Origin of the sequence: Streptomyces sp. OZ13 (assembly GCF_052068155.1) — a bacterium.
GTDB lineage: Bacteria > Actinomycetota > Actinomycetes > Streptomycetales > Streptomycetaceae > Streptomyces.
Window position 1 is genome coordinate 560,865 of the sequence record NZ_JBQHCZ010000005.1, and the last position, 25,752, is coordinate 586,616.

The 25,752-nt window shown below is 72.0% G+C and carries 20 protein-coding genes and 1 pseudogene; 11 read left to right on the plus strand and 10 right to left on the minus strand.

All coding sequences use genetic code 11. The annotated features are described in order from the left end of the window. Window positions 1-141 precede the first annotated feature (141 nt). From ACTMTU_RS16015 to ACTMTU_RS16035, 5 genes are all read left to right on the plus strand, one after another. The gene (locus ACTMTU_RS16015) at window positions 142-1,353 is read left to right on the plus strand and encodes an NAD(P)-dependent malic enzyme (protein ID WP_356621366.1); all 1,212 of its coding nucleotides are present in this window, start codon (window positions 142-144) and stop codon (window positions 1,351-1,353) included. Between the two features lie 344 nt (window positions 1,354-1,697). Then, entirely contained in the window at window positions 1,698-2,288 is a 591-nt protein-coding gene (locus tag ACTMTU_RS16020; RefSeq protein WP_441264135.1) for a phosphoesterase, read from the plus strand. Further along, on the plus strand, window positions 2,285-3,850 hold the full coding sequence (locus ACTMTU_RS16025) for an alkaline phosphatase D family protein (protein ID WP_441264136.1): 1,566 nt from the start codon (window positions 2,285-2,287) through the stop codon (window positions 3,848-3,850). The genes ACTMTU_RS16020 and ACTMTU_RS16025 overlap by 4 nt, the downstream gene beginning before the upstream one ends. Window positions 3,851-3,913: 63 nt before the next feature. Then, window positions 3,914-4,879, plus strand: a complete 966-nt coding sequence (locus ACTMTU_RS16030) for a zinc-binding dehydrogenase (RefSeq protein WP_441264137.1) — start codon at window positions 3,914-3,916, stop codon at window positions 4,877-4,879. A 63-nt stretch (window positions 4,880-4,942) separates the two neighbouring features. After that, on the plus strand, window positions 4,943-6,346 hold the full coding sequence (locus ACTMTU_RS16035; protein WP_441264138.1) for a cellulase family glycosylhydrolase: 1,404 nt from the start codon (window positions 4,943-4,945) through the stop codon (window positions 6,344-6,346). Here the strand turns inward: ACTMTU_RS16035 and ACTMTU_RS16040 are convergent. Further along, on the minus strand, window positions 6,324-7,169 hold the full coding sequence (locus ACTMTU_RS16040; RefSeq protein WP_441264139.1) for an MBL fold metallo-hydrolase: 846 nt from the start codon (window positions 7,167-7,169) through the stop codon (window positions 6,324-6,326). The two genes, ACTMTU_RS16035 and ACTMTU_RS16040, sit on opposite strands and share 23 nt — an antisense overlap. Window positions 7,170-7,287: 118 nt before the next feature. Between ACTMTU_RS16040 and ACTMTU_RS16045 the strand changes: the two genes are divergently transcribed. Genes ACTMTU_RS16045 through ACTMTU_RS16055 form a run of 3 tightly spaced genes read left to right on the plus strand, consistent with a single transcriptional unit; the run spans window position 7,288 to window position 10,874 of the window. After that, window positions 7,288-10,044: an ABC transporter substrate-binding protein gene (locus ACTMTU_RS16045; protein ID WP_441264140.1), complete on the plus strand. Its 2,757-nt coding sequence runs from the start codon at window positions 7,288-7,290 to the stop codon at window positions 10,042-10,044. A 48-nt stretch (window positions 10,045-10,092) separates the two neighbouring features. Beyond that, window positions 10,093-10,302 carry a helix-turn-helix domain-containing protein gene (locus ACTMTU_RS16050; RefSeq protein WP_159687353.1) on the plus strand — a complete coding sequence of 70 codons (210 nt, stop codon included), beginning with the start codon at window positions 10,093-10,095 and terminating at the stop codon, window positions 10,300-10,302. Further along, entirely contained in the window at window positions 10,302-10,874 is a 573-nt protein-coding gene (locus tag ACTMTU_RS16055) for a Clp protease N-terminal domain-containing protein (protein ID WP_441264141.1), read from the plus strand. Before ACTMTU_RS16050 ends, ACTMTU_RS16055 begins: the two co-directional genes overlap by 1 nt. Before the next feature lie 125 nt (window positions 10,875-10,999). Here ACTMTU_RS16055 and ACTMTU_RS16060 read toward each other — a convergent pair whose 3' ends face one another. Next, window positions 11,000-12,004 carry a helix-turn-helix transcriptional regulator gene (locus ACTMTU_RS16060; protein ID WP_441264142.1) on the minus strand — a complete coding sequence of 335 codons (1,005 nt, stop codon included), beginning with the start codon at window positions 12,002-12,004 and terminating at the stop codon, window positions 11,000-11,002. 1 nt (window position 12,005) lies between these two features. Then, window positions 12,006-12,875 (minus strand): DUF4097 family beta strand repeat-containing protein, encoded by an 870-nt coding sequence (locus ACTMTU_RS16065; RefSeq protein WP_441264143.1) that lies wholly within the window; start codon window positions 12,873-12,875, stop codon window positions 12,006-12,008. 173 nt (window positions 12,876-13,048) lie between these two features. Between ACTMTU_RS16065 and ACTMTU_RS16070 the strand changes: the two genes are divergently transcribed. After that, window positions 13,049-13,807: a hypothetical protein gene (locus ACTMTU_RS16070; RefSeq protein WP_441264144.1), complete on the plus strand. Its 759-nt coding sequence runs from the start codon at window positions 13,049-13,051 to the stop codon at window positions 13,805-13,807. A gap of 66 nt (window positions 13,808-13,873) precedes the next feature. Here ACTMTU_RS16070 and ACTMTU_RS16075 read toward each other — a convergent pair whose 3' ends face one another. The 7 genes from ACTMTU_RS16075 to ACTMTU_RS16105 all read right to left on the minus strand — a co-directional run bounded on the left by ACTMTU_RS16075 (window position 13,874) and on the right by ACTMTU_RS16105 (window position 22,637). Further along, a complete protein-coding gene (locus ACTMTU_RS16075; RefSeq protein ID WP_005312030.1) occupies window positions 13,874-14,056 on the minus strand; it encodes a DUF6104 family protein in 183 nt (60 codons plus the stop codon). Window positions 14,057-14,134: 78 nt separating this feature from the next. Further along, complete coding sequence (locus ACTMTU_RS16080) at window positions 14,135-17,953, minus strand: multifunctional oxoglutarate decarboxylase/oxoglutarate dehydrogenase thiamine pyrophosphate-binding subunit/dihydrolipoyllysine-residue succinyltransferase subunit (RefSeq protein ID WP_441264145.1); 3,819 nt, start codon at window positions 17,951-17,953, stop codon at window positions 14,135-14,137. A gap of 322 nt (window positions 17,954-18,275) precedes the next feature. After that, entirely contained in the window at window positions 18,276-19,382 is a 1,107-nt protein-coding gene (locus ACTMTU_RS16085; protein ID WP_441264146.1) for a HAMP domain-containing sensor histidine kinase, read from the minus strand. Further along, window positions 19,379-20,116 (minus strand): response regulator transcription factor, encoded by a 738-nt coding sequence (locus ACTMTU_RS16090; RefSeq protein WP_037776309.1) that lies wholly within the window; start codon window positions 20,114-20,116, stop codon window positions 19,379-19,381. Before ACTMTU_RS16090 ends, ACTMTU_RS16085 begins: the two co-directional genes overlap by 4 nt. A 103-nt stretch (window positions 20,117-20,219) precedes the next feature. Beyond that, window positions 20,220-20,915: a spermidine synthase gene (locus ACTMTU_RS16095; protein WP_441264147.1), complete on the minus strand. Its 696-nt coding sequence runs from the start codon at window positions 20,913-20,915 to the stop codon at window positions 20,220-20,222. A 156-nt stretch (window positions 20,916-21,071) separates the two neighbouring features. Then, window positions 21,072-21,713, minus strand: coding sequence for a GNAT family N-acetyltransferase (locus ACTMTU_RS16100; RefSeq protein ID WP_441264148.1), 642 nt, complete (start codon window positions 21,711-21,713; stop codon window positions 21,072-21,074). A 111-nt stretch (window positions 21,714-21,824) separates the two neighbouring features. Then, the gene (locus ACTMTU_RS16105) at window positions 21,825-22,637 is read right to left on the minus strand and encodes a nucleotidyltransferase (RefSeq protein WP_441264149.1); all 813 of its coding nucleotides are present in this window, start codon (window positions 22,635-22,637) and stop codon (window positions 21,825-21,827) included. Between the two features lie 139 nt (window positions 22,638-22,776). Here ACTMTU_RS16105 and lon point away from each other — a divergent pair, with 139 nt between their 5' ends. Continuing rightward, complete coding sequence (lon, locus tag ACTMTU_RS16110) at window positions 22,777-25,188, plus strand: endopeptidase La (protein WP_441264150.1); 2,412 nt, start codon at window positions 22,777-22,779, stop codon at window positions 25,186-25,188. 158 nt (window positions 25,189-25,346) lie between these two features. Continuing rightward, a pseudogene (locus ACTMTU_RS16115) lies at window positions 25,347-25,718 on the plus strand (transposase); the annotation flags it as partial. Window positions 25,719-25,752: the final 34 nt, after the last annotated feature.

Below are 25,752 nucleotides of genomic sequence, written 5' to 3' on the forward strand. Positions count from 1 at the left end.
TGCGGCGCGCCCGCGCGTACGTACCTCCCCCTGCCGGGGCGGGCCAACCGCCCTAAGCAGGGAACGGACGCGGTGCCCGCCCACCCCTCCTCAACCAGGAGTGGCCACCCTCAACTGATGAAGACCTAAGGGGTCAACCACATGGCAGCGGAGATCGTCAATCCTCGCAGCGACAGCGCCGACACGGAGAGCGCCGACGAGCCCTTCGATCCGGCGTTCGCACTGCACCGCGGCGGCAAGATGGCCGTCCAGGCCACCGTGCCGGTGCGGAACAAGGACGACCTGTCCCTCGCTTACACACCCGGCGTCGCCAAGGTCTGCACCGCCATCGCGGAGCGGCCCGAGCTCGTGCACGACTACACCTGGAAGTCCCAGGTCGTCGCCGTCGTGACGGACGGAACGGCGGTGCTCGGTCTCGGAGACATCGGACCGGAGGCATCCCTCCCGGTCATGGAAGGGAAGGCGATCCTTTTCAAGCAGTTCGGCGGCGTGGACGCGGTCCCGATCGCCCTCGCCACCACCGACGCCGACGAGATCGTCGAGACCGTCGTGCGTCTCGCGCCCTCCTTCGGCGGAGTGAACCTCGAGGACATCTCGGCACCCCGGTGCTTCGAGATCGAGCGCAAGCTCCAGGAGCGCCTCGACATCCCCGTCTTCCACGACGACCAGCACGGCACCGCCGTCGTGACCCTCGCCGCCCTGCGCAACGCCGCCAAGCTGACCGGGCGCACGCTCGGCGACCTGCGCGGTGTCATCTCCGGCGCGGGCGCGGCCGGTGTGGCGATCGCGAAGTTCCTGCTGGAGGCAGGTCTCGGCGACGTGGCGGTCGCCGACCGCAAGGGCATCGTCAGCCGTGACCGCGAGGACCTGACGCCGGTCAAGCGTGAGCTCGCCGAGCTCACCAACCGCGCGGGCCTCTCGGGCTCCCTGGAGAACGCGCTGGCCGGCGCGGACGTCTTCATCGGCGTCTCCGGCGGCACCGTGCCGGAGGCCGCTGTCGCGTCCATGGCGCCGGGGTCGTTCGTCTTCGCCATGGCCAACCCGAACCCGGAGGTGCACCCCGACGTCGCGCACAAGTACGCGGCGGTCGTGGCCACCGGCCGTTCGGACTACCCGAACCAGATCAACAACGTCCTCGCCTTCCCGGGCATCTTCGCGGGCGCGCTCCAGGTGCGGGCGTCGCGGATCACCGAGGGCATGAAGATCGCGGCGGCGGACGCGCTTGCCGACGTCGTCGGTGACGCGCTCTCGGCCGACTACGTGATCCCCTCGCCCTTCGACGAGCGGGTCGCGCCCGCGGTGACCGCGGCGGTGGCCGCGGCGGCGCGGGCGGAGGGCGTCGCCCGCCGCTGACCCGAGTCGGCACCACGGCTGGACGAACCGGGCCGTGTCGTACCCCGTGCGGGGGTACGGCACGGCCCGTTTTCTGTCCGGCGGGGGACTCCGCCGGGCGCGGCTCCACCGGGCTTCCCGTGGGGCCGGGGCGCAGGGGCGGGTCCAGGATGCGACGCGAGGCTTCCCGTGGCCGGGGCGCTGCAGGGGCGGGGACGCCTCCGGCGGTGCGACGCGGGCCGTGCGTGGCTGTGGCCGAATCGGGGCGGGTGTTCCCGTGGGGGTCTTCCGGGGTTCATCCGGTGCTGCTGTGATGCTCCGCGGTCCGCGTCGGCGGCCGGCACACGTACCCCAGGAGGCCCCTTGTGAATCTGGTCGTCAACGGCGATGCCGAGAGCGGGCCGGGAGGGAGCGCCGAGCCCGTCGGCAGCGTGACCGGCTGGGTCGTCGCACAGGGCGCCCCGGCGCTCGTCGGATACAGCGTGGGCGCCGGTTATCCGACCCCCGCCGATCCCGGGCCCGTCCGCCGCGGCTCGCGGTTCTTCAGCGGCGGCGACTCGCCCCGCACCGCCCTCGTGCAGGACATCGAACTGCCCGGCACCGGCGCGACCGGCCGGGCGGCCGTCGACGCGGGACGGGTCCGGTACACCCTGACCGCCTGGCTCGGCGGATACGCCGCCCAGGAGGACGGCGCCAGGCTCTCGGTCGAGTTCCGCGACGCGAAGGGCACGCCCGTGGCGCTGAGCGTGCTCGGGCCCGTGACCGCCGCTGACCGCGGCGCACGCACCGGGCTGCTGGAGCGCACCGCGTCCGCCGCCGTGCCGCCCGGCGCCCGCAGCGCACGCCTGCTGCTCGTCCTCACCCGCAGCGGCGGCGGGACGTCCAACGACGGGTACGCCGACGGGATATCGCTCGCTCTGGCGGCCACGACCGGAGCCACGGGGGGACGCACGTGACCAGGACCGACCGACGGAACCTGCTCAAGGCGGCGGCCGCCGTGGGCGCCCTCAACCTGGCGTGGCCGCTGAGCGCCGGGCTGTCGCCCGCTCAGGCCCGCGAGGCGGCGGAGGCCCTCGGCGCCGACTACGACCCGGCGCCGTTCACCCTCGGGGTCGCCTCCGGCGACCCGCTCCCGAACAGCGTCCTGCTGTGGACCCGGCTCGCGCCGGAACCGCTGGCCGCCGAGCAGCCCCTGCCGGAGGTCGTCGAGGTCGAGTGGATCGTGGCCCTGGACCGGACATTCCGCCAGGTGGTGGCCCGCGGCACCGCCCCCGCCTCGGCGACCCTCGGCCACAGCGTCCATGTGCCCGTCCCGGGGCTGCGCCCGGACACCCGCTACTGGTACGCGTTCAAGGCACTGGGCAGGACCAGCCGGGTCGGCCGCACCCGCACCGCGCCGGCCGGGGGAGCCCGCCCGGTCAGGTTCGCCGCCGCCAACTGCCAGGCGTTCCACGACGGGTTCTACGCCGCCCACCGCGGAATCGCCCGCGAGGAAGTCGACTTCGTGGTCCACCTCGGTGACTACGTCTACGAGCACGGCCAGGTCGGCGGCGTCCCCGCGGACCACGTCCGCGACCACGAGGGCCCGTCCGTCTTCACCGTCGCCGACTATCGCCGCCGCCATGCTCTCTACAAGGGCGACGCCTCCCTGCGTGAGGCGCACGCCGCCCACCCGTGGTTCCTGACCTGGGACGACCACGAGGTGGTGAACGACTACTCGGGAACCGGCGGCGGCGCACCGTTCATGCAGCGCAAGGCCGCCGCGTACCAGGCCTGGTACGAGCACCAGCCGCACCGCGACGACAGCGCCTTCGCGCTGCCCGATCCGGAGATCCACCGGGTCCGCCGCTGGGGCGACCTGCTGGAGCTGACGGTGCTCGATCTGCGTTCGTACCGCTCCGCGCAGAACCTTCCCGACGGCACGATCCTCGGCGAGGAGCAGAAGTCCTGGCTGAAGCGGGGCATCGACCGGGCGCCCGACGCGTGGCACGTCTGGGCCAACTCGATCATGCTCAGCCAGCTCCGCGGACGGCCGGGCGGCCCGTACATGTTCACCGATCAGTGGGACGGCTTTCTCGCGGAGCGCAAGGAAGTGCTGGGCCATGTGCACAACAGTGGCCTCGAGGACCTCGTCGTCATCACCGGCGACTGGCACTCCGCGTTCGTCGACGACATCAGAACCGACTTCGACGACCTCTCGTCCCCGGTCGTGGGCACGGAGTTCACCGCGCACTCCGTCACATCGGGGGCCTATTCGGCGGACTGGAACCGGACGAACGGTCCGCTGATGGGCGCGGCAAACCCGCACCTGAAGTACTTCGAGGGCAACCGCTACGGCTACGACGTGTACGAGGTGACTCCGGAGCGGTTCAGCGCCCACATGAGGGTGATCGCGGACCGCCGCGACCCGGCGTCGCCCGTCACCACGCTGACGACCTTCCACGTCGACCGGGGCAGCACCGGTTCGTACGAGGACCCGGCGACGAAGCACTCGCCGGCCCAGTGGCGGAGGGACTAGCGGGACGCGTGTCACACCGGTGCGTGGTTCCGCCACGCACCGGCCCGCCCTACTCTCAAGGTCATGTTCGCCGCCTACGCCGCCCGCATCGACCGCGACCAGCCCCTCAACGGCCTCGAACTGGGCGAACGCCCGGCACCCCGAGCCCGCCCCGGCTGGACGACCGTGACCGTCAAGGCCGCTTCCCTCAACCACCACGACCTGTGGTCGCTGCGGGGGGTCGGTCTCGCGGAGGACAAGCTGCCGATGATCCTCGGCTGCGACGCCGCCGGCGTCGACGAGGACGGGAACGAGGTGGTCCTCCACTCCGTCATCGGGCAGAGCGGCCACGGCGTCGGCCCCGACGAGCCCCGTTCCATCCTCACCGAGCGTTACCAGGGCACCTTCGCCGAGCAGGTCAGCGTCCCCGCGTGGAACGTGCTGCCGAAGCCGAAGGAACTCACCTTCGAGCAGGCCGCCTGCCTGCCGACCGCCTGGCTCACCGCCTACCGGATGCTCTTCACCAACGCCGGTGTGCGTCCCGGTGATTCGGTCCTGGTACAGGGCGCGGGCGGCGGCGTGGCCACCGCCGCGATCGTGCTCGGCAAGGCAGCGGGCCTGCGGGTGTACGCCACCAGCCGCGACGAGGCCAAGCGCAGGCGCGCCGTCGAGCTGGGGGCCGAGGAGGCGTACGAGCCGGGAGCGCGGCTGCCGCGCCGGGTGGACGCCGTCATCGAGACGGTCGGCGCCGCGACCTGGTCCCACTCGGTCAAGTCGCTGCGGCCGGGCGGGACCCTGGTGATCTCCGGGGCGACGAGCGGTGACCGTCCCGCGCACGCCGAACTCACCCGGATCTTCTTCCTCGAGCTGAAGGTCGTCGGCTCCACGATGGGCTCCAAGGACGAGCTGGAGGACCTGCTCTCCTTCTGCGCGGCCACGGGTGTGCGGCCGGTCATCGACGAGGTCCTGCCGCTGGACCGGGCCAGGGAGGGCTTCGAGAAGATGGCCACCGGTGAACTGTTCGGCAAGATTGTGCTGACCAACTCTTGATGGCTCGTCAGTTCTGCTGATGGGATCTCCGGCACTGGTCCACGACCGTGCCGGAGGTTCCTCATGTACCGCCGACTGCTCGCCGTCCTCGTCTCCGCGCTCCTGCTGCTCTGCGCCGCGCCCGCCGGGGCACACGGCACAACGGCCGGCGCCGCGCCGGACGGCATACCGAGGCTGACCGACGACCGCGGCCGGGTCCTGACCCTGCGCGGCTGGAACGTCGAGGACAAGACCCACCGGGGCGAGGCCGCCCTGTCCGCGATCACCGAACGGCACTTCCGCGACCTGCGTGCCCAGGGCTTCAACTTCGCCCGGCTCCTCGTCTTCTGGGACGACCTGGAGCCGGTGCGGGGCCGGTACAGCGAGCGGTACCTGCGCAAGATCGACAAGGTGCTGGACTGGGCGCACACATACCGTATCCATGTGCTGATCGACGCCCACCAGGACGTCTTCGGCCCCGCCTTCGGCCACCGCGGCATCCCCGAGTGGGCGACCAGGACGGACGGGCTGCCGTTCACCCCGCACCCCGACGACTGGTTCGCCGAATACTTCGAGCCCGCCGTCCAGCGCGCGTTCACCCACCTCTACGAGGACCCCGACCTGCGCGGCGCCCAGGCCGCGATGTGGCGGGTGCTGGCCGACCGCTTCGCGGACCACCCCGCCGTCATCGGCTACGACCTGATCAACGAGCCGATGGGTGAGATCCGGGAGGGCGAGGACCTGCCGGCGGCCGCCCGGCGCATCGAGGCCGAGCAGCTCACGCCGATGTACAACCGGCTCGCGGACGCGGTCCGTTCCGTGGACCGGGACACCTGGCTGTTCGTCGAGCCGACGCCGATCGTCGGCGAAGGCGTGCCGACCGGACTGGGCCGGATCGACGATCCGAAGACGGTCTACGCTCCGCACTTCTACAACACCGCCATGGAGGCGGGCGCCGACTACGACCCGTCGGCGGGTTGGATCGAGGCGTACGAGCGCGCAGTGACCGAGTACCCCGCGCGGTACCGGATGCCGGTCGTGGTCGGCGAGTGGGGCCCGCTCAACAACGCGCTGCCGAACATGGGCCGCTTCTACCGGGAAGCACTCGCCTCCCTCAACCGCTACGGCTCCGGCTGGGCCGGCTACGTCTGGTGCTACGGCGGCGGCTACTGCGCGGTCGACGCGGAAGGCCGCTTCCGCACCAACAAGGAGCAGACGGCCGCTCCGTACGCGCCGGCCGTGGCGGGCAGGGTGACGGCCGAGGGATACGCGCCGGACAGCGGGACGTACCGGCTGGAGTACCGCTCGGCGCGCGGCGTCACCGAGGTCTCGGTGCCGCCCCGCGCGAGCGGCTGGCGGATCGAGGTGACCGGCCGTGCCTGGCCGCGGGTCCGTACCGTCGAAGCCGGCCGGACGGCCACGGTGCGTGTCCACGCCCGCACCGGCGAACACGTCACCGTCCGGGTCAGCCCTCGTACACCACGATGAAGTCGCCGCTCGGACCCTGGCGGCGGGCGAGCGCGTCGCGCAGCCGGCGCAGATGGTCCGGCGTCAGCTCGAGCGGCGGCTCGTCCGGCTGGTGTGTCGTACCGCGCGGGTAGTCCTTGTCCGGCGTGCGGGTCATCTCGATGTGGCAGCCGAGGACATGGGTCACCCGGTTCGTCCCGCAGAAGGCCAGCAGCCGGTCGACCGTGGCGGCGAAGGCAGGGATGTCCCGGACGTAGAGCCGGCCCGGGTAGAGCGAGTCGCCGGTCAGCAGCAGACCGGTGTGCCGGTCGTGGAAGACGACGGCGGCCTCCTCGTGGCCGGGTCCGGGCAGCAGGTCCAGTACCCGGCCGCCGAGATCCAGTTCCGTGGGCCGCAGCGGCCACTGCTCGAAGCCGAAGTACGCCGTCACCGCGTCGAGGGACGGCCCCACGACCTCGGTGTACGGACGGTCCGCGAACTGCGCGTCGCCCGCGATGTGGTCGCCGTGCCCGTGGGTGTGGGCGACGAACAGCCCGTACCGCTCCCGCGGGTGCCGGGCGAGCCATTGACCGATCAGCGTGTCGACGGTGGCGCGCAGCGGCATCGCCGCCGGGTCGGCGGTCGCGCCGGTGTCCAGCAGCAGCGCCCGTTCGTTGCCGAACAGCAGGTAGAGGAACGGCGCCTCGAAGTGCACCGCCTTGTTCTGACGCAGGATCAGCGTGTGCTCGCTGTACGCGTGGACCTGGATCGCGGGCGCGGTGTCGTCCCCGGGCGCCGGACTGCCGGCGTGCCACCGGACATCGAGGCTGCCGGCGACAGGAGCGTCTGTACGGAAGTCGATCACGTGGCCCACGGTACGCGGCCCTCCGGCCGGCCGGGGAGGGCCGCCGTGACGATTGCGGCCCTCTGATGCGGGGCACGAGCACTGACACCACGCGGTCGCGCGTGAAGGGGGAGGAACAGTGTCAACGGGGGATCAGCAGAGCCGGATTCCGGCGTACCCGGGCGTCGAACGCTTCGTCGACGCCTTCGACAAGCTCGTCGTCCAGCCGCGGCGAAGCCGCAGCCGGGTGCCCGTCGTGCTCCTGAGCGAGCCGGGCGACGGGCAGGCCGGCCGCCGGATCGTCGCGGGGCTGCGCACCCGGTTACGCGGCCGGGAGGGGCGGCTCGCCCCACATGCCTGCGTACCGGCGGTGCCCGCCGACCCGGCGGAGCCGCCGCTCGACCTGTTCGAACAGATCGCCTTCCAGCTCGACGCCTCGATGCCGCCGGGCACCGGGCGGCTGCGGCTGCCCTCCTACCGGCTGCTGCGCGCCGTCGTCTGCGCCCCCGCCGCCGGCGGCCTGATGGAACGGCGTCCCGGGGAGCTGCGGGACCACTGCTACGCCCAGCACCGAGAGGTCTCCGCGCTCGCCCGGGGTCTGTGGTGGCTGGGCGGCCGGGACCAGGCCAACGGCGGCACACTGCTCGAGCTGCTGTGGAATTTCATCGCCGGCCCGCTGTTCCAGCGACTGCCGCGAGCCCTGTACGGCCGCAGGGCCAACCGCCGGATGCTGGGCCGCGGCCGGTCCGGGGGCCGCCGGTGGTACGCGGAGTGGGTACGGCAGCAGCAGGGGACCCCGCCCTCCGAGTTCTTCCGCTCCGCCCTCGACCTGGTGGGCGGCGGCCCGGAGGGCGATCCGGAGCAGCTCGACCGGATCCTGGTGCACGCGCTGCTCGCCGACCTGGAGGCCGCCGGTCGCAAACGGCCCTTCGACCCGTGGCGGCGGCGCCGGGTCAGCCGCTTCGTGCTCCTGGTGGAGGAGGCAGGACCCGCCGAGTCGCGCATCCAGCGTTTCCTGAGGGAACTGCGCTCGGCCATGGAGGACCTGAGGTGCACCTCGGTGGTGGCCGTGGCCGCCGGGGTGCGCACCCTCGCCAGCCGGATCCCCGACATCGAGGTCCCGGGACTGTCCGCCGCAGGGGCGGACCTGGCCAACATCGCCCAGCGCGGCACCCCGCCGGGCCGTCCCTCCGGCATGGTCGTCCCCGTCGAGGAGGGCCCGGAGGACGACCAGGCGGCCACATACTGGCTGGGCCGCTGGCCGACGCTCGCCCCGCCCACGCACCGCTGGGGGCCTGGCGTGGAGGTGGCCGGCGCGCTCGGCGCCGGGGTGCTGGCCCTCGCGGTCACCGCCGGGCTGCTCGCCGGTGTGCCGTTCACCAACGTCGGGCCCGACCCGTGCCTCGGCTCCACCTTCCTCGGCACGGACGGGCAGTGCGTCGGTGTCGCGGAGGGTGCCGCGGGCTTCGGCACGGGCGACAGCGAGCGGGCCGTACGGGACGTGCTGCAGCGCATAGAGCAGCAGAACGAGCAGGTGGAGCAGGAGCTCTCCGGCCGGGAAGCCGACGACCCGCGCCCGCGTTCCCGGACCGTCGTGTACTTCGGGCCGCTCAGCGGCGGCAAGGACGCGGAGGACCCGGTGCGCGGCGGCACGCTCGCCGAACTGCGGGGTCTCGCCCTCGCTCAGGCGTATGTGAACGCGCAGGCGCTGCGCACCGGTGAGCGGGTGCCGCTGCGGGTGCTCGCCGCGAACGCGGGCGACCGGTTCAAGGACGCCCCGGCGGTGGCACGGCGGATCGTCGACCTCGCGGAGAAGGACCGTTCGATCGTGGGGGTCGTCGGTTTCGGCCAGAGCCGGCGGCGCACCTACGAGGCGATGGTCATCCTCGACGAGGCGGGCCTGCCGATGGTCGGCACCTCCGGCACCGCCGACGAACTGCTCCGCCAGGGCGAGCACTACTACCAGACCGCGCCGACGGACACCCGGGCCGGCCAGGTGATGGCGTCCTTCGCCGAGCACGCCGCGATGGTGGACGGCCGGACCGCGCTGCGGGTGCGGCTGATCGCCGACCCCTCGGACGCGTACAGCGCGAGCCTGGCGACGGCGTTCCGGTCGGCGTACGGCGACGAACGCACCGACATGCTGCTCTACACGCCGACGGACGCGCCCGAGCCCTCGCCGGTGCCGGGCGGCCCGGTGGGGCCCTCGGTCCAGGCCATGGAGGATCTGGCGCGGGAGGTCTGCCGTGCGGTGGCGGCCGAGCCGCGCACGGCGGTGGTGTGGGCGGGGCGGGGCAGCCACTTGCAGCTGTTCCTGGGGGAGCTGGCGCGAGACTCGCGCGACTGCCCGAAGGTCGCTGTACTCGGCGGCGACGACGTCACCAACGCGCTGACGGAGGAGCACCGTCCGTGGGAGGTGTTCGCCGGGCTGACGCTGTACTACGTCTCGCACGGCAGGGCGCCCGCCCTGTCCGGAGCGAGCGGTGAGGCCGCTGCCTTTCTCTCTGCGTACGACCGCACCTACGCGGACGACCACGGCGCCCGTACCGGCGGGATGCGGCAGGACGCCCATGTGGCGCTCGCCTGGGACGCGATGCGCTATCTGGCCGAGGGCGTCGATCAGGCGTGGCGCGGAACGGGCGGCAACGACGAGCGACTCGACCGCGGGCTGCTCCAGGCGGTGCTCTACCAGGGGCTCGGCGGCGGGGGCTTCGACGGGGCCACCGGACGGATCGAGGCGCACGGGGCGGCCGGCGCCGGCCGGCTGACGGAGAAGAAGCTGACGGCTGTGGAGCAGGGCGGTGCGAAGGGGTCGCGGACGGTGCTGCTCTGCGGGACGGTGGCGCGCGGTGACGTGCGCGAGGTCTGGGGGCCGGAGAAGCATCCCTGCCCCTGATGTCAACCGTGGTTGACACTGCGTGCCTGTCAATGTAGGTTGACAGGCATGACCGAAGCAACAGAACTCGCCGAGCGCGCGGGCGACCGCGATCCGCGCGTCGGGCTGCGGGCGGTCGCCGCGCTGCGGCGGCTGCTCGAGCAGCTGGAAGCCGTACAGGTCAGAAGCGCCCGCAACCAGGGCTGGTCGTGGCAGGAGATCGCGGCGGAGCTGGGCGTCAGCCGCCAGGCGGTCCACAAGAAGCACGGGAGGCTGTGATGTTCGAACGCTTCACCAAGGACGCCCGTGCGGTGGTGACCGGCGCCACCGCACACGCGGAGCGGGCCGACTCGTCCACGGTCACCGAGGAGCATCTGCTCCTCGCCCTGCTGGACCTCGGCGGCTCACGCACCGCCTTCGCGTTCACGGCCCTCGGCGTCATGGACCGGCGGGCCGCCCTCGAGGCGTCCCTGGCCGACGTACGCCGGCGCGGCGGCATGACCAAGGCGGACGAGGAGGCCCTGGCCGGCCTGGGCATCGACGTCGGCGCGATCGTCGCCAGCGTCGAGGAGACCCACGGGGCCGGCGCGCTGGCCGGCGACCGCAAGGACCGGCGCTGGTGGTCGGGCCACCGCGCCTTCACCCGTGAGGCGAAGTCGACCCTGGAGAAGTCGCTGCGGATCGCCCTCGGCCGGCGCGACCGGACCATCGGCGCCGAGCACATCCTGCTGGCCCTCGCCTCGGGCCGCGGCGTCGTCGCGGAGGTCCTCGCCGAACACGGGGTGACGTACGGCGCGCTGGAACGGGCGATGTTCGGCGGGACGGACGGCGGCGCGGCGCGGGCCGGCTGACCCGGTCGCTCGGGCTGACGCGACCGCGCCCGCTACCCGGCAGCTTTGGCTGACGCGTCTGCGCCGGCCGCGCCCGCTACCCGGCCGCTTCGGCTGACGCGGCCGCGCCCGCCCCGGTCCGCCGGTCAGTCCTTGCCGCCGCGGAGCAGGGCCACGATGTGGGCCGCCGCCGTCGACAGATGGCGGCGGGCCTCGCCCAGTTGCTCCGCCGTCACACCGTGGTCCCGTGCCGCGTCCCGTACGTCGTCCCGGAAGCGGTCGAGCAGCCGCTCCAGGTCACGGGCCGGGTCGGCCGAGTCCTCCGGGTCCACGGTGTCCTTCGCCCAGTCCGCGTCCGCGCCCGCGGGTTCGGGCTTGACGAACGGCGGCCAGGCCGTCCCCCGCGCCAGTCCGCCGAGCTGACCGGTCAGCTCCGAGAGGCCCTCCCGCACGCCGGTCGGCCAGTCGCCGCGGGCGAAGTGGTCCTGGACCTGCTCCTGGACCTGCCGGGCGATCCGCTGCATCTCGGCACGGGCGGTCTCCTGAGCCTCCTGTGCCTGCCGGCGCGCCTGCTGTGCGTCCTCGCGGGCCCGGCGCGACTCGTCCTTCGCGCGGCGCGCCTGCTCCTTCCACTCCTGCTTGGCGCGCTTCAGCTCCTCCTTCGCGGCCCGCCATGATTCGCTGTCCGCGAGGTCGCCGAAATCCCCGAGGTCGCCGAAGGTCCCCCGGCCCGGGCCCCATTGGCCCTTGCCGGTGCCACTCTTGCCGGTCCGGGTCGCCGCCGCGCGCATCTCGCTGCGCAGCTTGCCCGCCGCGCCCCGGACGTCGTCGCGGATCTCGGCGGCCAGTTCGGAGACGGAGTCGCGGATCTCCAGTTCGAGGTCGGCCAGTTCGCCGCTGCGGCCGGCCAGTTCCGCCCGGCCGGCGTCGGTGATCGAGTAGACCTTGCGGCCGCCTTCGGTGGCGTGGGTGACGAGCCCCTCGGCCTCCAGCTTGGCCAGCCGCGGGTAGACGGTGCCGGCGCTCGGCGCGTACAGGCCCTGGAAGCGCTCCTCGAGCAGGCGGATGACCTCGTAGCCGTGGCGCGGCGCCTCGTCGAGCAGCTTCAGCAGGTAGAGACGGAGCCGGCCGTGGGCGAAGACGGGGGGCATGTCAGAGCACCTTCCCACTCGGGGCGTCCGCGGGTGTTTCCCCGTGGGGATCCTCCTCCGACGGAGGCCGGCGGAGGAGGGCGATGGAACCGGAGACGGTGGTCGCCTTGAGCGTGCCGGTGCCCGCGCCCAGGGTTCCGGTGAGCCGCTTGGCACCCCACTGGCCGCTGACCCGCAGGGTGTCGAAGGCGTTGGAGATCGCGCCGCCGGCCGTGTTCGCGTCGACCCGGGCGTCCGCCGGGTGCGGCAGCCGGACCGCGATCTCGCCGGAGACCGTGGTCAGCCGGATGTCCGTGGGCTTGCCGCCCGGGTCGAGGTCGATGACCATGTCGCCGCTGACCGAGTCGGCCTTCACGCCGGCGCCCGCGCCGTCGATCACCGTCAGGTCGCCGGAGACCGAGTTGTAGCGCAGGTCGCCGGTGACCGACTGGGCCTCGACGTTTCCGGTGACGGTGTCGGCGCGGACGGCGCCCGCCAGCCCCACCAGGGTGGTGTCACCGCTGACACCGCGCACCACGGTCGTGCCCCGCACGCCGGAGACGACGGCGCCCGCGCCGACGACGCCGACCTCCACGGTCGTTGCCGCGGGTACCGCGATCGAGACGACGGCGCTGCGGCGGGGGCCCTTGCGGTCGAGCCACTCGAGGAACCCCTTCCAGGGCAGGTCCTCGTACGCGATCGTCAGGGTCGACCCGTTCCTGGTCACGACGAGGGGCGGGCCCTCGATCTCGGAGACCTCGAGGCGGGTGGAACCTTCGTCCGTGCCCACGACGTTGACCGTCCCGTTGACGACACGCACATTGAGCGTCGTCAGCGGGTCGTCGAAGGTGAGCTTCTGGGGCTCGGCGACTTCCCACGTCGTCTCTGCCATGGTGCTGACCTCCCGGGGCCGGCCACGACGCAACATATCGCGTCTCGATGGCAACACGATATATCGCGGTGTTGCGATGTCAAGCGCCAGCGCCTTTCCGTCGGGCGGCCTCTCGACAGGGCGGCGCGCCCCGTTGGCGACGATTACGGGACAAACTGCCCTAGCGTGGGGACATGAACGCGACACCCGTGGGAGCCCTGCTGCTCTGCCGTGCCCAACCCGCGGCCGTCCGGCTCCCGGCCCGCCTGCTGCGCGAACCGATGGTCCTCGCCCCCGCCGGGCAGGAGTGGAGCGTGCTCGTCCCCGAGGGCAGCCCCTGGCGGGAGGGCGGCGAGGCGGTGGACGCGGTGCTCGGCGGCTGGGCCGCGGCACTGTCGATCGGCACCGGCCGTCCCGTCCTGGCGCTCTGGTGGGACGACGACGGGGCCGGGTTCACCATGGCATCCGGCTTCCGCCGCCCGGTCGGATACGTCTGGCTCGCCGACGGCACCCCCGTCGGCGAGGACGAGGCGATGCGGACCTTCGCCGCACGGCTCGGGCTCGACCCGGTCCTCGACCTCCAGGCCCTGGAACGGCTGATGCTCCCCGACCCCGAGTCCGACGCGAGGACCAGGCTGGTCGGCCTGACGGCCGTGCTCACCCGCCACGGCCTCGACCTCCCCGGCGGTCTGGCTCCGGGCACCCCGGCGGACGCTCTCCGCACCGCCGCGCACGCGGCGGCCGTCGAGGAGACCGACTCCGCCGGCCAGCCCGAACCGCCGGCCGGCCGTCGCGCCTCCTGGCTCCGTGCGGCGGGTGCGGTGCAGCTTGCGGCGGGGCTGGCACTGGTGGTGCTCGGGGCGCGACGGCGCAGCGGGGGATGGGCGGCGGCGGGGGCGGTGCTCATCGTGCACGGGCTGGTGCCGCCGGTACGGGAGCGCCTGCGGTCCTGACCGGCCGCGGTACACACTCCAGGCCCGGGAAGCGGGCGGCGCGGGGACGGGCCCCGCGCGGCGGACCTACTCCTCGTCGTCCTCGTCGTCCAGGCGGGCCAGCCACGTGGCGAGGCGTTCGACGGGGACCTCGAAGTCCGGGTTGAGATCGACGAAGGTCCGAAGCTGCTCGGCGAGCCACTCGAAGGTGACCTCCTCCTCGCCGCGCCGCTTCTCCAGCTCCTCGATACCGCGATCGGTGAAGTACATACGAACAGAATATGGCCCGGCCCCGCGAGGTGTTCGCGGGGCCGGGCCGGGCATTCGCCGAGGCAGCCGGGCTGCCGGCTACGCGTCGAAGACCTCGTTGACCAGCTGCTGCTGCTCCGCCTGGTGGCGCTTCGCCGAGCCCACCGCCGGGGACGAGCTGTGCGGGCGCGAGATGCGGCGCAGGCGCTCGCCGTGCGGGATGTCCGCACCGACGGCCAGGTCGAGGTGGTCGATCAGGTTGAGCGCGATGAACGGCCAGGCACCCTGGTTCGCCGGCTCCTCCTGCGTCCACAGGTACTTCTCGGCGTTCGGGTACTTGGCGATCTCGGCCTGGACCTCCGCACCCGGCAGCGGGTACAGACGCTCGAGGCGGATGATCGCCGTGTCCGTGACGCCGCGCTTCTCACGCTCGGCCTCCAGGTCGTAGTAGACCTTGCCGGAGCAGAAGACGACCTTGCGGACGGCGTTCGGGTCGACCGAGTCGTCGCCGATCACCGGGCGGAAGCCGCCGGTGGTGAACTCCTCCACCTTGGACGCCGCGGCCTTCAGACGCAGCATCGACTTCGGGGTGAAGACGATCAGCGGCTTGTGGTGCGGGTTGTGGACCTGCCAGCGCAGCAGGTGGAAGTAGTTCGACGGCAGGGTCGGCATCGCGACCGTCATGTTGTCCTGCGCGCACATCTGGAGGAAGCGCTCGGGACGCGCGGAGCTGTGGTCCGGGCCCTGGCCCTCGTAGCCGTGCGGCAGGAGCAGCGTGACGCCGGAGTGCTGGCCCCACTTCTGCTCGGCGGAGGAGATGAACTCGTCGACGACGGTCTGCGCGCCGTTGACGAAGTCACCGAACTGGGCCTCCCACATGACCAGCGCGTCCGGGCGGGCCAGCGAGTAGCCGTACTCGAAGCCCATCGCCGCGTACTCGCTGAGCAGCGAGTCGTAGACGTTGTAGCGGGCCTGGTCCTCGGACAGGTAGAGCAGCGGGGTGTAGTCCTCGCCGGTCTCCTGGTCCACCAGCACCGCGTGGCGCTGGCCGAACGTGCCACGGCGGGTGTCCTGGCCGGAGAGCCGGACCGGGGTGCCCTCCATCAGCAGCGAGCCGATGGCGAGGGTCTCGCCCATGCCCCAGTCGATCGTGCCGTCCTCGACGGACGCCGCGCGGCGCTGCATCTGCGGCATGAGCCGCGGGTGCACGGTGATGTTGTCGGGGATGTTGACCTGGGACTCGGCGATCCGCTTGACGACCTCCTGGGAGACCGCCGTGGTGACCGCGACCGGGAACTCGGCCTCGACGTCCGGGACATGGGCCGGGGCCGGGTGGCTGGTGGCCTCGCGGACCTCCGCGAACACCTTCTCCAGCTGGCCCTGGAAGTCCTGGAGCGACTGCTCCGCCTCTTCCAGGGTGATGTCGCCGCGACCGATCAGCGACTCGGTGTAGAGCTTGCGCACCGAGCGCTTCTTGTCGATCAGGTTGTACATCTGAGGGTTGGTGAACGAGGGGTTGTCGCCCTCGTTGTGACCGCGGCGGCGGTAGCAGATGAGGTCGATCACGACGTCCTTGTTGAACGCCTGGCGGAACTCGAAGGCGAGCCGCGCGACGCGGACCACGGCCTCCGGGTCGTCGCCGTTCACGTGGAAGATCGGCGCCTCGATCATGCGGGCCACGTCGGTCGCGTACATCGACGAACGAGAGGACTCCGGGGCGGCGGTGAAGCCGACCTGGTTGTTGATGACGACGTGGACCGTGCCGCCGGTGCGGTAGCCGCGCAGCTGCGACATGTTGAGCGTCTCGGCGACGACACCCTGGCCCGCGAAGGCCGCGTCACCGTGCAGGGCGACGGGCAGGACGGTGAAGTCCGTGCCGCCCTTGTTGATGACGTCCTGCTTGGCGCGGGCGACACCCTCCAGGACCGGGTCGACGGCCTCCAGGTGGGAGGGGTTGGCGACGAGCGAGACCTTGATCTGCTCGCCGTCCAGCCCGGTGAAGGTGCCCTCGGCGCCCAGGTGGTACTTCACGTCGCCGGAGCCGTGCATCGACTTCGGGTCGAGGTTGCCCTCGAACTCGCGGAAGATCTGCGCGTACGACTTGCCGACGATGTTCGCCAGCACGTTCAGCCGGCCGCGGTGGGCCATGCCGATGACGACCTCGTCGAGGCGCGACTCGGCGGCGGAGTCGATGACCGCGTCGAGCAGCGGGATGACGGACTCGCCGCCCTCCAGCGAGAAGCGCTTCTGGCCGACGTACTTCGTCTGCAGGAAGATCTCGAACGCCTCGGCGGCGTTCAGCCGGCGCAGGATGCGCAGCTGCTCCTCGCGCTCCGGCTTGGTGGCGGCGCGCTCGACCCGGTCCTGGAGCCACTTGCGCTGCTTCGGGTCCTGGATGTGCATGAACTCGATGCCGGTGGTGCGGCAGTACGACTCACGCAGCACGCCGAGGATGTCGCGCAGCTTCATCATCGACTTGCCGGCGAAGCCGCCGACGGCGAACTCGCGCTCCAGGTCCCACAGGGTGAGCCCGTGCTCGGTGATGTCGAGGTCGGGGTGCTTGCGCTGGCGGTACTCCAGCGGGTCGGTGTCGGCCATGACGTGGCCGCGGACCCGGTAGGAGTGGATCAGCTCGAAGACGCGGGCGGCCTTGGTGACGTCGTCGTCGTGCGAGGCGTCGATGTCCTTGAGCCAGCGGACCGGCTCGTAGGGGATGCGCAGCGACTCGAAGATCTCGTCGTAGAAACCCTCCTCGCCGAGGAGGAAGTTGGCGACGATCCGCAGGAACTCGCCCGACGCGGCGCCCTGGATGACGCGGTGGTCGTACGTCGAGGTGAGGGTCATCACCTTGGAGATGCCCAGCTTGTTCAGGGTGTCCTGCGAAGTGCCCTGGAACTCGGCCGGGTAGTCCATGGAGCCGACGCCCATGATGACCGACTGTCCGGGCATCAGACGCGGCACGGAGTGGACGGTGCCGAGGCCGCCGGGGTTGGTCAGCGAGACGGTGACGCCGGTGAAGTCGTCCATCGTCAGCTTGTTGGTGCGGGCGCGCCGGACGATGTCCTCGTAGGCCTGCCAGAACTCGAAGAAGTTCAGCGTCTCGGCCTTCTTGATGCCCGCGACGACCAGCTGGCGGTCGCCGTTCGGCTTCACCAGGTCGATGGCCAGACCGAAGTTGACGTGGTCCGGCTTGACCAGGGTCGGCTTGCCGTCCTTCTCCGCGAAGGACCAGTTCATCGACGGCATGGCCTTGATGGCCTGCACCATCGCGTACCCGATGAGGTGCGTGAAGGAGATCTTCCCGCCGCGGGCGCGCTTGAGGTGGTTGTTGATGACGATGCGGTTGTCGAAGAGCAGCTTCACCGGCACCGCGCGCACGGACGTGGCCGTGGGCAGCTCCAGCGAGGCGTTCATGTTCTTCGCGACCGCGGCGGCCGGGCCGCGCAGCGTCACGAACTCGGGGCCGTCGGCCTGCGTGCCGTCGGCCTTCGCGGCCGGCGCCGGCTTGGCGGCGGGCTTCGCCGGGGCGGCCGCGGGGGCCGCCTTGGCGGGAGCCGGAGCCGGAGCCGGAGCGGCGGGGGCGGCCGGGGCCGGGGCGGCCGGCGCGGGCTGCGCCGGGGCCGCGGGCCGGGCCGGAGCGGCGGCGGCCGGGGCGGGTGCGGCCGCGGCCCCCGCGGCCGCGTCGCTCTGAGTCTGCTTCGCGCCGGCGGCGGGGGTGTCCGCCGTGGCGGCCGCTCCCGGCTTGTAGTCGGCGAAGAAGTCCCACCAGGCACGGTCGACCGAATTCGGGTCCTGGAGGTACTGCTGGTAGATCTCGTCGACGAGCCACTCATTGGCACCGAAGGCGGCGGCAGGGTTCTGACCCTGCCCGGCTTGGTCGGTCGAGATGCTCGAGTTACTGGGGGACTGAGACGACACGGCGAGAACCGCCCTCTTCCGCTTCACAAGGTGATGGACAGCGGAAATAAAGGCTACGCCTCCCTGGCCGGGAGGTGCAGACCGGGCCGGTCAACGTCGCGCAAGTCACACCGAACGGCGCGTTTCGGGGCTGTTAATGGCGGGAAACAAGCATGGTTCGGTCGGGTGGGGGTACGCCTGACGGCGGCTACGGGCCTCTGGCCCGCACCCCTGACGGTGCCCGGCGACGTGCTGACCGGCTGCTTTCCGCAGCTGTGCACATCGACTTCCCGTGTACCGAACACTTACACGGAGAATCTGCGCTTCCGGTTCGAACCCTACGTCAAGGGCGTGCCGTCCTGAGCCCCGGAAGAGTGACCCGGATGCGGCAGCCGTGTGCGGATTCGGCCACCCCGATGCGGCCGCCGTGCAGATCGACCGCCCAGCGCGCGATCGCCAGGCCCAGACCCGTGCCGCCGTCGCTGCCCGGACCGTGCGGTGAGGGGACGCCTCCCCTGTTGAAACGCTCGAAGACCCGGTGGCGCTCCTGCTCGGGGATGCCCGGGCCCTCGTCCAGCACCTCGAGGTCGAGCGACTCGGGGTGCGGGCCGCGCCGGGCCCGTACCGTCACCCGGCCGTGCGGCGGCGAGTGCTTCACGGCGTTGTCGATGAGGTTCGCCACCACCTGGTGCAGCCGCTCGGCGTCCGCGTGCGCGGTCAGGTCCGGCGGGGAGACGTCCAGGTGGAGATGGACGTCGGTGCGGGTGTGATGGCCCGATCCGGAGGCGAGGTTGCGTCGCGAGGAGGCGAGGTTGGCCTCCTTCAGCACCCCGGACAGATACGGCCAGACCTCGAAGCGCCGGGCCTTCAGCGGCAGCACGCCGTTGTCGAGCCGGGACAGGTCGAGCAGTGTCTCGACCAGGCGGCCGAGGCGCTCCGTCTGCTTCAGCGCCGTGCGCATCGTCTCCGGGTCGGCGGCGGAGACCCCGTCGACGACGTTCTCCAGCACGGCGCGCAGCGCGGCGATGGGGGTGCGCAGCTCGTGCGAGACGTTGGCGACGAGCTCCTTGCGATGCCGGTCCACGGCCTCGAGGTCGTCGGCCATGCGGTTGATCGTGGAGGCGAGGTCGCCGAGCTCGTCCCGCCGGTCGGCGCCGCGCACCCGGCGGGTGTAGTCGCCGTGGGAGATGCCCTTGGCGACCGTGTTCATCTCGTCCAGCGGGGCGGTCAGGCCGTGCGCCACGAACTGCGTGATCAGCAGGGTTGCGATGATCGTGAAGACCGTGATGAAACGTACCTCGGTCTTGCTGTGGAACGCCATCAGCATCAGACCGGTGGTGATGAAGACCGAGACCACGACGAGCGTACTGAGCTTGGTCTTGATCGATATCGTGATGGACGCGGTACTCAGCCGCCTGCCCGGTCCACCGCCCGCCGGCCGCCGTTTCATGGCGCCGGCGTCTCCAGCGCGTAGCCGACCCCGTGGACGGTGCGGATGCGCTCGGCGCCGATCTTGCGGCGCAGCGCCTTGATGTGGCTGTCGACCGTGCGGGTCCCGGAGGCGTCCGCCCAGTCCCACACCTCGGCGAGCAACTGCTCACGGGAGAGGACGGCGCGCGGCGTGTTCGCGAGGCACACCAGCAGGTCGAACTCGGTGGGCGTCAGATGGACGTCCTCCGCCCGGACCCTTACCCGGCGCTGAGCGTGGTCGATCTCGAGCTCGCCGAGGCGCAGGATGCCGCTGCGCGGCGTCACCGCGGCGAGCGCGGCCCGCTCCACGCGGCGCAGCAGGACGTGCACCCTGGCCGCCAGCTCCCGCATGGAGAACGGCTTGGTCATGTAGTCGTCGGCGCCGACACCCAGCCCGACGAGCATGTCCGTCTCGTCGTCACGGGCCGTGAGCATCAGCACCGGAACGGGCCGCTGTGCCTGGACCCGGCGGCAGACCTCCAGCCCGTCGAAGCCGGGCAGCATCACGTCGAGGACCATCAGGTCCGGTTGCCAGGCGTCCGCCGCGTCGACGGCGGCGGGGCCGTCCAGTGCCGTCTGCACCAGGAAGCCCTCGGCCCGCAGCCGTGCGGCGATGGCGTCGACGATCGTGGCGTCGTCCTCGACCACCAGCACCCGGCGCTGGGCCCCGGGTGTGGCCGCGACGCCGTTTTGCGTGGTGTGTGTCTGCTCCATCGCCCCGCCCTTGTACGCGTTCTCTGCGAGCTGCATGTGGATCCGGTTCGAAGGTAGATCCCGTGTGTAGTCCAGCAGCGTAAAGGCAGCGACGGCGTCCCGGCTACGCAGGGCGAACGCCGAGGTGGACCACGTCCGGTACGCCCCGGGCAAGGCGGATCTCTTCGGTCCTTACCCCAGTGAACCCGGCATTCCGCAACGCGTCCTCAAAGCTGGTGGACGGCTTCGCGGACCATACGGCCAGCACCCCGCCGGGGTCCAACGCGCCTTTGCAGGCCTCGAGTCCGGACGGCGAGTAGAGATCACCGTTGTCCTCGGTGACCGTCCAGTCGGGCCCGTTGTCGATGTCCAGGCACAGAGCGTCATAACGGTCCGTGGTCGAGCGGAGGTACTCGAGGAGATCCGTGTGAAGGATCACGCAGCGCGGGTCGCCGAGGGCGTTGCCGGAGATCGCGGCGAGCGGGCCGCCGCGGTGCCAGTCGATGACGGCCTCCTCCCGCTCCACCACGGCGATCCGCCGCCAGGACGGGTCGGCGGCGGCGTGGGCGAACGAGAAGCCGACCCCGAGGCCGCCGATGAGGAGGCGGGGCGCCACGTTCCCGGTGCCGATCGCCTGGCATGCGGCGTCGACCAGCAGCCGCTCCGACCTCCCGTCGGAGGTGTCCATCAGGAAGCAGCCGTTCGCGATGATCTCGTACACCGACTCTTCACCGGACCCCCGCCTGCGCAGCACGATCTCGCCACAGGATCCCTCCCGTCGGTCGACGGTGACAGGGGCGTCTGCGGCGGGGAACGGCATGGTTCTCGACCTCCGGGCGGCTGTGCGGGACGACACGGATCGGACCCCATCTTGGCCGGGCCGATGTGAGGCGGACAAACCGATTGGCGGCCGCGGGGGCGGGCCCGCCCGCGCCGGTGCGGGTTCTTGAAGCCTCCGCCCCGGGGCGGGACGTGGTCAGGCCGGCCGGTGGTACAGGCTGACCAGCGGTGCGTGGGTGTGCCAGCCCAGGGACTCGTAGAGCGCCCGGCCGTCCGGTGTGCCGCCCAGTACGCCGACGCGGGCCCCGTGGTCGAGGGCGGCGTTGTGGAGGGTGTGCATCACCAGCCGGCCGAGGCCCTTGCGGCGGTGCTCGGGCGCGGTCTCCACCTGGTCGACGACGGCCGTGCGCCCGGTCGGGGCGATCTGGGCACGGGCCGCGAACGACCCGTCGGGCCCCACGACCAGGGTCCGCACGACACCGCCGCGCGTCCATGTCCTCAACGTGTAGCCCGCGGGCACCGTGGTCGGGGTGCGGCGCAGCTCGGCGGACATCAGCCAGCCGGGCTCGTCGACGGCCCACTCGGGGCCCGCCCATTCGAGGACGCGGTCGGGATCGGCGAAGACCTTCAGCCAGACCGTCGGCGCGGCCACCTCCGCGGCGACCTTGCGCACGGTTGCCTCGTCGTCCGCGGTGAGGACGTGGCGGGTGGCGTGCTTGACCTGTCCGACGTCCACCGTGAAGCCCCACGGTCTGGGCACGGGGTCGGCCGCGCCGCGCGAGACGACCCAGCCGTGGACCCATGCGTGGACGATTTCCGCGGTCGACCGGAACGGCATCCGGGAACTCCTCAAGCGAGTCGGTAATAGATGAACTGCTCTTGTGGTCATTACATAATGAGGGGGCGGGTGATCGCGACCTGATTCCGGGGTGACGTGGGTCACGCGCGGTCACGGTGCCGGCCGGTCCGCCTTGGTCCCGTGCGCCGCCGTGTACTCCGCGGCCAGCCAAGGCCCCAGGTCCTCGACGAGCGTGCGGATCACCGCCTTGTCCGGCGTCGGACGGCGGGCGGCCGCGGCGGCCAGCCGCATCTGGGCGGCCCGCTGCGGGTAATGGCCGGCGAACAGCTCCGCCTGCGCCTCCAGGTCGCTGGTCCAGCCGCCCCAGCGGGGCATGACCAGCGTGAACCCCGACCGTACGAGCCGCCGTGCGGCCCTCCGGCACAGAGCGCGCCGATCGGCGTCCGTCGCGGCGTCCCGCAGCCGGGTGCGCCAGCGCGGCAGGACGAGGGCCAGGTCGCCGTTGGTCTCGCGCGCCAGCAGCGACGTCGGGTACTGGGCCGGAAGGCGGGCGGCGAGATCCTCGCCCGTCAGCGGGGTGCACAGGCAGGAGATGAAGAATCCCAGGTCGTACCGCTCGGCCTCGGCGAGTGCCGCATCGGCGCCGACCAGCAGGATGCCGGCGCCGTCGATCGCGTCGAACTCCCCGTCGAGCACCGCCTCCGCCGCGCCCGCGTCCGCCCGGTCCCCGGTCGTGGGCTCCGCGTGCAGGACCAGGAGCAGGTCGAGGTCGGAGACTCCGGGGACGGCGGTGCCGCGCGGGATGCTCCCGTAGAGATAGGCGCCGTGCAGCCTGCCGTCGCCGAAGCGGCCGGCGATCTCCTTGCGGGCGGCGGCCACCACCGGCGCGAAGGCCGGGGTGATGCGGTCGAGCGCACCCTCGCGTGCGATGGTCCCGTCAGGGTTCAGCCCTTTGCTCTCCATCGGGTCACTGTGGCCGCGCCCGGGTCCTGTCGCCCACCGGATTTCGCCGATCGCCCAGAGCGAACAACTGTCGGGGAACAATCAAGGGCTCATAACCATTGAGTCGGTACAGCTCAACTTGACTGCCTAAGGGGAGATCATGGCTGCCGATATCAAGGCGAACTCACCGCTCACACTGCCCGTCCTGCCGCTCGACGACGAGGTCGTGCTGCCCGGCATGGTCGTGCCGCTCGACCTGTCCGACACCGAGGTGCGGGCCGCGGTCGAGGCCGCCCAGGCTGCCGCCCGGCCCTCCGGCAACAAGCCGAAGGTGCTGCTCGTTCCCCGCGTCGACGGCACCTACGCCGCGACCGGTGTGCTCGGCACCGTCGAACAGGTCGGCCGGCTCTCCGACGGCGACCCCGGTGCGCTGATCCGCGGCGTCGGCCGCGTCCGCATCGGCGCCGGCACGACGGGACCCGGCGCGGCGCTGTGGGTGGAGGGGACCGTGGTCGAGGAGACCGTGCCCGACCCGCTGCCCGGCGCGGTGACCGAACTGGTCAAGGAGTACAAGGCACTCGCCACCGACTGGCTGAAGAAGCGCGGCGCCTGGCAGGTCGTCGACCGCGTCCAGCAGATCGACGGCATCTCGCAGCTCGCGGACAACTCCGGCTACTCACCCTTCCTGACCACGGCTCAGAAGATCGAGCTGCTGGAGACCAGCGACCCGGTCGCCCGTCTGAAGCTCGCCACCGAGCAGCTGCGCGAGCACCTCGCCGAGCAGGACGTGGCCGAGTCCATCGCCAAGGACGTCCAGGAAGGCGTCGACAAGCAGCAGCGCGAGTTCCTGCTGCGCCGTCAGCTGGACGCCGTGCGCAAGGAGCTGCGCGAGCTCAACGGCCAGGACGGCGAGGACGAGTCCGACGACTACCGCGCCCGCGTGGAGGCGGCCGACCTGCCGGAGAAGGTCAGGGAAGCCGCGCTCAAGGAGGTCGAGAAGCTGGAGCGGGCCTCCGACCAGAGCCCCGAGGGCAGCTGGATCCGCACCTGGCTCGACACCGTCCTCGAACTGCCGTGGAACGAGCGTACGGAGGACTCGTACGACATCCAGGGCGCCAAGGGCGTCCTGGACGCCGAGCACGCGGGTCTGCAGGACGTGAAGGAGCGGATCACCGAGTACCTGGCGGTGCGCAAGCGGCGCGCCGAGCGGGGGCTGGGCGTGGTCGGCGGGCGGCGCGGGGGCGCGGTGCTGGCGCTCGTCGGCCCGCCCGGTGTCGGAAAGACCAGCCTCGGCGAGTCCGTGGCGCACGCCATGGGGCGCAAGTTCGTCCGCGTCGCGCTCGGCGGCGTACGGGACGAGGCCGAGATCCGCGGCCACCGGCGTACGTACGTCGGCGCGCTGCCCGGCCGGATCGTGCGTGCGATCAAGGAGGCCGGCTCGATGAACCCGGTCGTCCTGCTCGACGAGATCGACAAGGTCGGCTCCGACTTCCGCGGCGACCCCGCGGCGGCCCTGCTCGAGGTCCTCGACCCCGCGCAGAACCACACCTTCCGCGACCACTACCTCGAGGTAGAGCTCGACCTCAGCGACGTGGTCTTCCTCGCCACCGCCAATGTGCTGGAGGCCATCCCGGAGGCGCTGCTCGACCGTATGGAGCTGGTGCGTTTGGACGGCTACACGGAGGACGAGAAGGTCGTCATCGCCCGTGACCACCTCGTGCCGCGCCAGCTGGAACGGGCGGGACTCGAGACCGGCGAGGTGACGCTCGACGACTCCGCGCTGCGCAAGCTGGCGGGCGAGTACACCCGCGAGGCCGGTGTCCGGAACCTGGAGCGGTCCATCGCGCGGCTGCTGCGGAAGGTCGCCGCGCAGCACGAGCTGGGGGACCGGGAGCTGCCGTTCACCGTCACGCACGAGGAGTTGCGCGGGCTCATCGGCCGGCCCCACCACGTGCCCGAGTCCGCCCAGGACCCGGCCGAGCGCCGCACCGCGGTGCCCGGCGTGGCCACCGGGCTGGCCGTGACCGGCGCGGGCGGCGACGTCCTGTTCGTGGAGGCGTCGCTCGCCGACCCGGAGACCGGTGCCGCGGGGCTGACCCTGACCGGTCAGCTCGGCGACGTGATGAAGGAGTCCGCGCAGATCGCGCTCAGCTTCCTGCGCTCGCACGGAGCCGAGCTCGAACTGCCGGTCGCCGACCTGAAGGACCGGGGCGTGCACATCCACTTCCCGGCGGGCGCGGTGCCCAAGGACGGGCCGAGCGCGGGCATCACCATGAGCACGGCGCTCGCGTCGCTGCTCTCCGGACGCCAGGTGCGTACGGACGTGGCGATGACCGGCGAGGTCTCGCTCACCGGCCGGGTGCTGCCCATCGGCGGCGTGAAGCAGAAGCTGCTCGCCGCCCACCGGGCAGGCATCACCACGGTCGTGATCCCGAAGCGCAACGAGCCCGACCTGGACGACGTCCCGGCGGAGATCCTCGAGAAGCTCGAGATCCACCCGGTGACCGATGTCCGGCAGGTGCTCGAGATCGCGCTGTCCTCGGCGGACGTGCCGGTGACCGCGGCGGCCTGACCCGCGCGGCGCGGAGGGGCCCGGCGGTGGATCACCAGACGCTGTTGGTTAATTCGGGCCCTCGCGTGACGTCGGCCTTCAAGACCTGGTTGTGGTCTTGAAGGCCGACGTTGTCGTGTGGGGTGGGTGCGGGTGTCGTTGCAGCCGAGGAAGCGCCGTTCTCTCCTGCCGACTCCCGCACCTGCCCTCAGCTGCGGGCATGCGTCAACTCCCGGAAGGCCCAACGTCGGGAGATCAACCTCAAACCCCGCGGGGAATACGAAGCGCTCCAGCACGCACGCAAGCTCCAGCGGACCGACGAGTGGAAGGACCACTACAAGATCCGTGCCGGGGTCGAAGGCACCATCTCCCAGGCACTACAAGCCTGCGGCCTGCGCGGATCCCGCTACCGCGGCCTGGCCAAGACCAGCCTCCAGCACCAGCTCACCGGTGCCGCGGTCAACCTCATCCGCATCGACGCCCGGCTCGTCGGCAAACCCCACGCCCGCACCCGCACCAGCTCCCTCGCAGCACTTCGCCCCGCCGCATAACGACGGGCGAAGCAACCAGGGCCCGAATTGACCA

What these genes read in the sequence shown, in the direction of transcription:
- ACTMTU_RS16095 (WP_441264147.1), bottom strand. Translation starts at nt 20,915, where the DNA reads ATGCCGTTCCCCGCCGCAGACGCCCCTGTCACCGTCGACCGACGGGAG.
- ACTMTU_RS16065 (WP_441264143.1), bottom strand. Translation starts at nt 12,875, where the DNA reads ATGGCAGAGACGACGTGGGAAGTCGCCGAGCCCCAGAAGCTCACCTTC.
- ACTMTU_RS16055 (WP_441264141.1), top strand. Translation starts at nt 10,302, where the DNA reads ATGTTCGAACGCTTCACCAAGGACGCCCGTGCGGTGGTGACCGGCGCC.
- ACTMTU_RS16030 (WP_441264137.1), top strand. Translation starts at nt 3,914, where the DNA reads ATGTTCGCCGCCTACGCCGCCCGCATCGACCGCGACCAGCCCCTCAAC.
- ACTMTU_RS16070 (WP_441264144.1), top strand. Translation starts at nt 13,049, where the DNA reads ATGAACGCGACACCCGTGGGAGCCCTGCTGCTCTGCCGTGCCCAACCC.
- ACTMTU_RS16035 (WP_441264138.1), top strand. Translation starts at nt 4,943, where the DNA reads ATGTACCGCCGACTGCTCGCCGTCCTCGTCTCCGCGCTCCTGCTGCTC.
- ACTMTU_RS16085 (WP_441264146.1), bottom strand. Translation starts at nt 19,382, where the DNA reads ATGAAACGGCGGCCGGCGGGCGGTGGACCGGGCAGGCGGCTGAGTACC.
- ACTMTU_RS16015 (WP_356621366.1), top strand. Translation starts at nt 142, where the DNA reads ATGGCAGCGGAGATCGTCAATCCTCGCAGCGACAGCGCCGACACGGAG.
- ACTMTU_RS16050 (WP_159687353.1), top strand. Translation starts at nt 10,093, where the DNA reads ATGACCGAAGCAACAGAACTCGCCGAGCGCGCGGGCGACCGCGATCCG.
- ACTMTU_RS16105 (WP_441264149.1), bottom strand. Translation starts at nt 22,637, where the DNA reads ATGGAGAGCAAAGGGCTGAACCCTGACGGGACCATCGCACGCGAGGGT.
- ACTMTU_RS16100 (WP_441264148.1), bottom strand. Translation starts at nt 21,713, where the DNA reads ATGCCGTTCCGGTCGACCGCGGAAATCGTCCACGCATGGGTCCACGGC.
- ACTMTU_RS16090 (WP_037776309.1), bottom strand. Translation starts at nt 20,116, where the DNA reads ATGGAGCAGACACACACCACGCAAAACGGCGTCGCGGCCACACCCGGG.
- lon (WP_441264150.1), top strand. Translation starts at nt 22,777, where the DNA reads ATGGCTGCCGATATCAAGGCGAACTCACCGCTCACACTGCCCGTCCTG.
- ACTMTU_RS16075 (WP_005312030.1), bottom strand. Translation starts at nt 14,056, where the DNA reads ATGTACTTCACCGATCGCGGTATCGAGGAGCTGGAGAAGCGGCGCGGC.
- ACTMTU_RS16060 (WP_441264142.1), bottom strand. Translation starts at nt 12,004, where the DNA reads ATGCCCCCCGTCTTCGCCCACGGCCGGCTCCGTCTCTACCTGCTGAAG.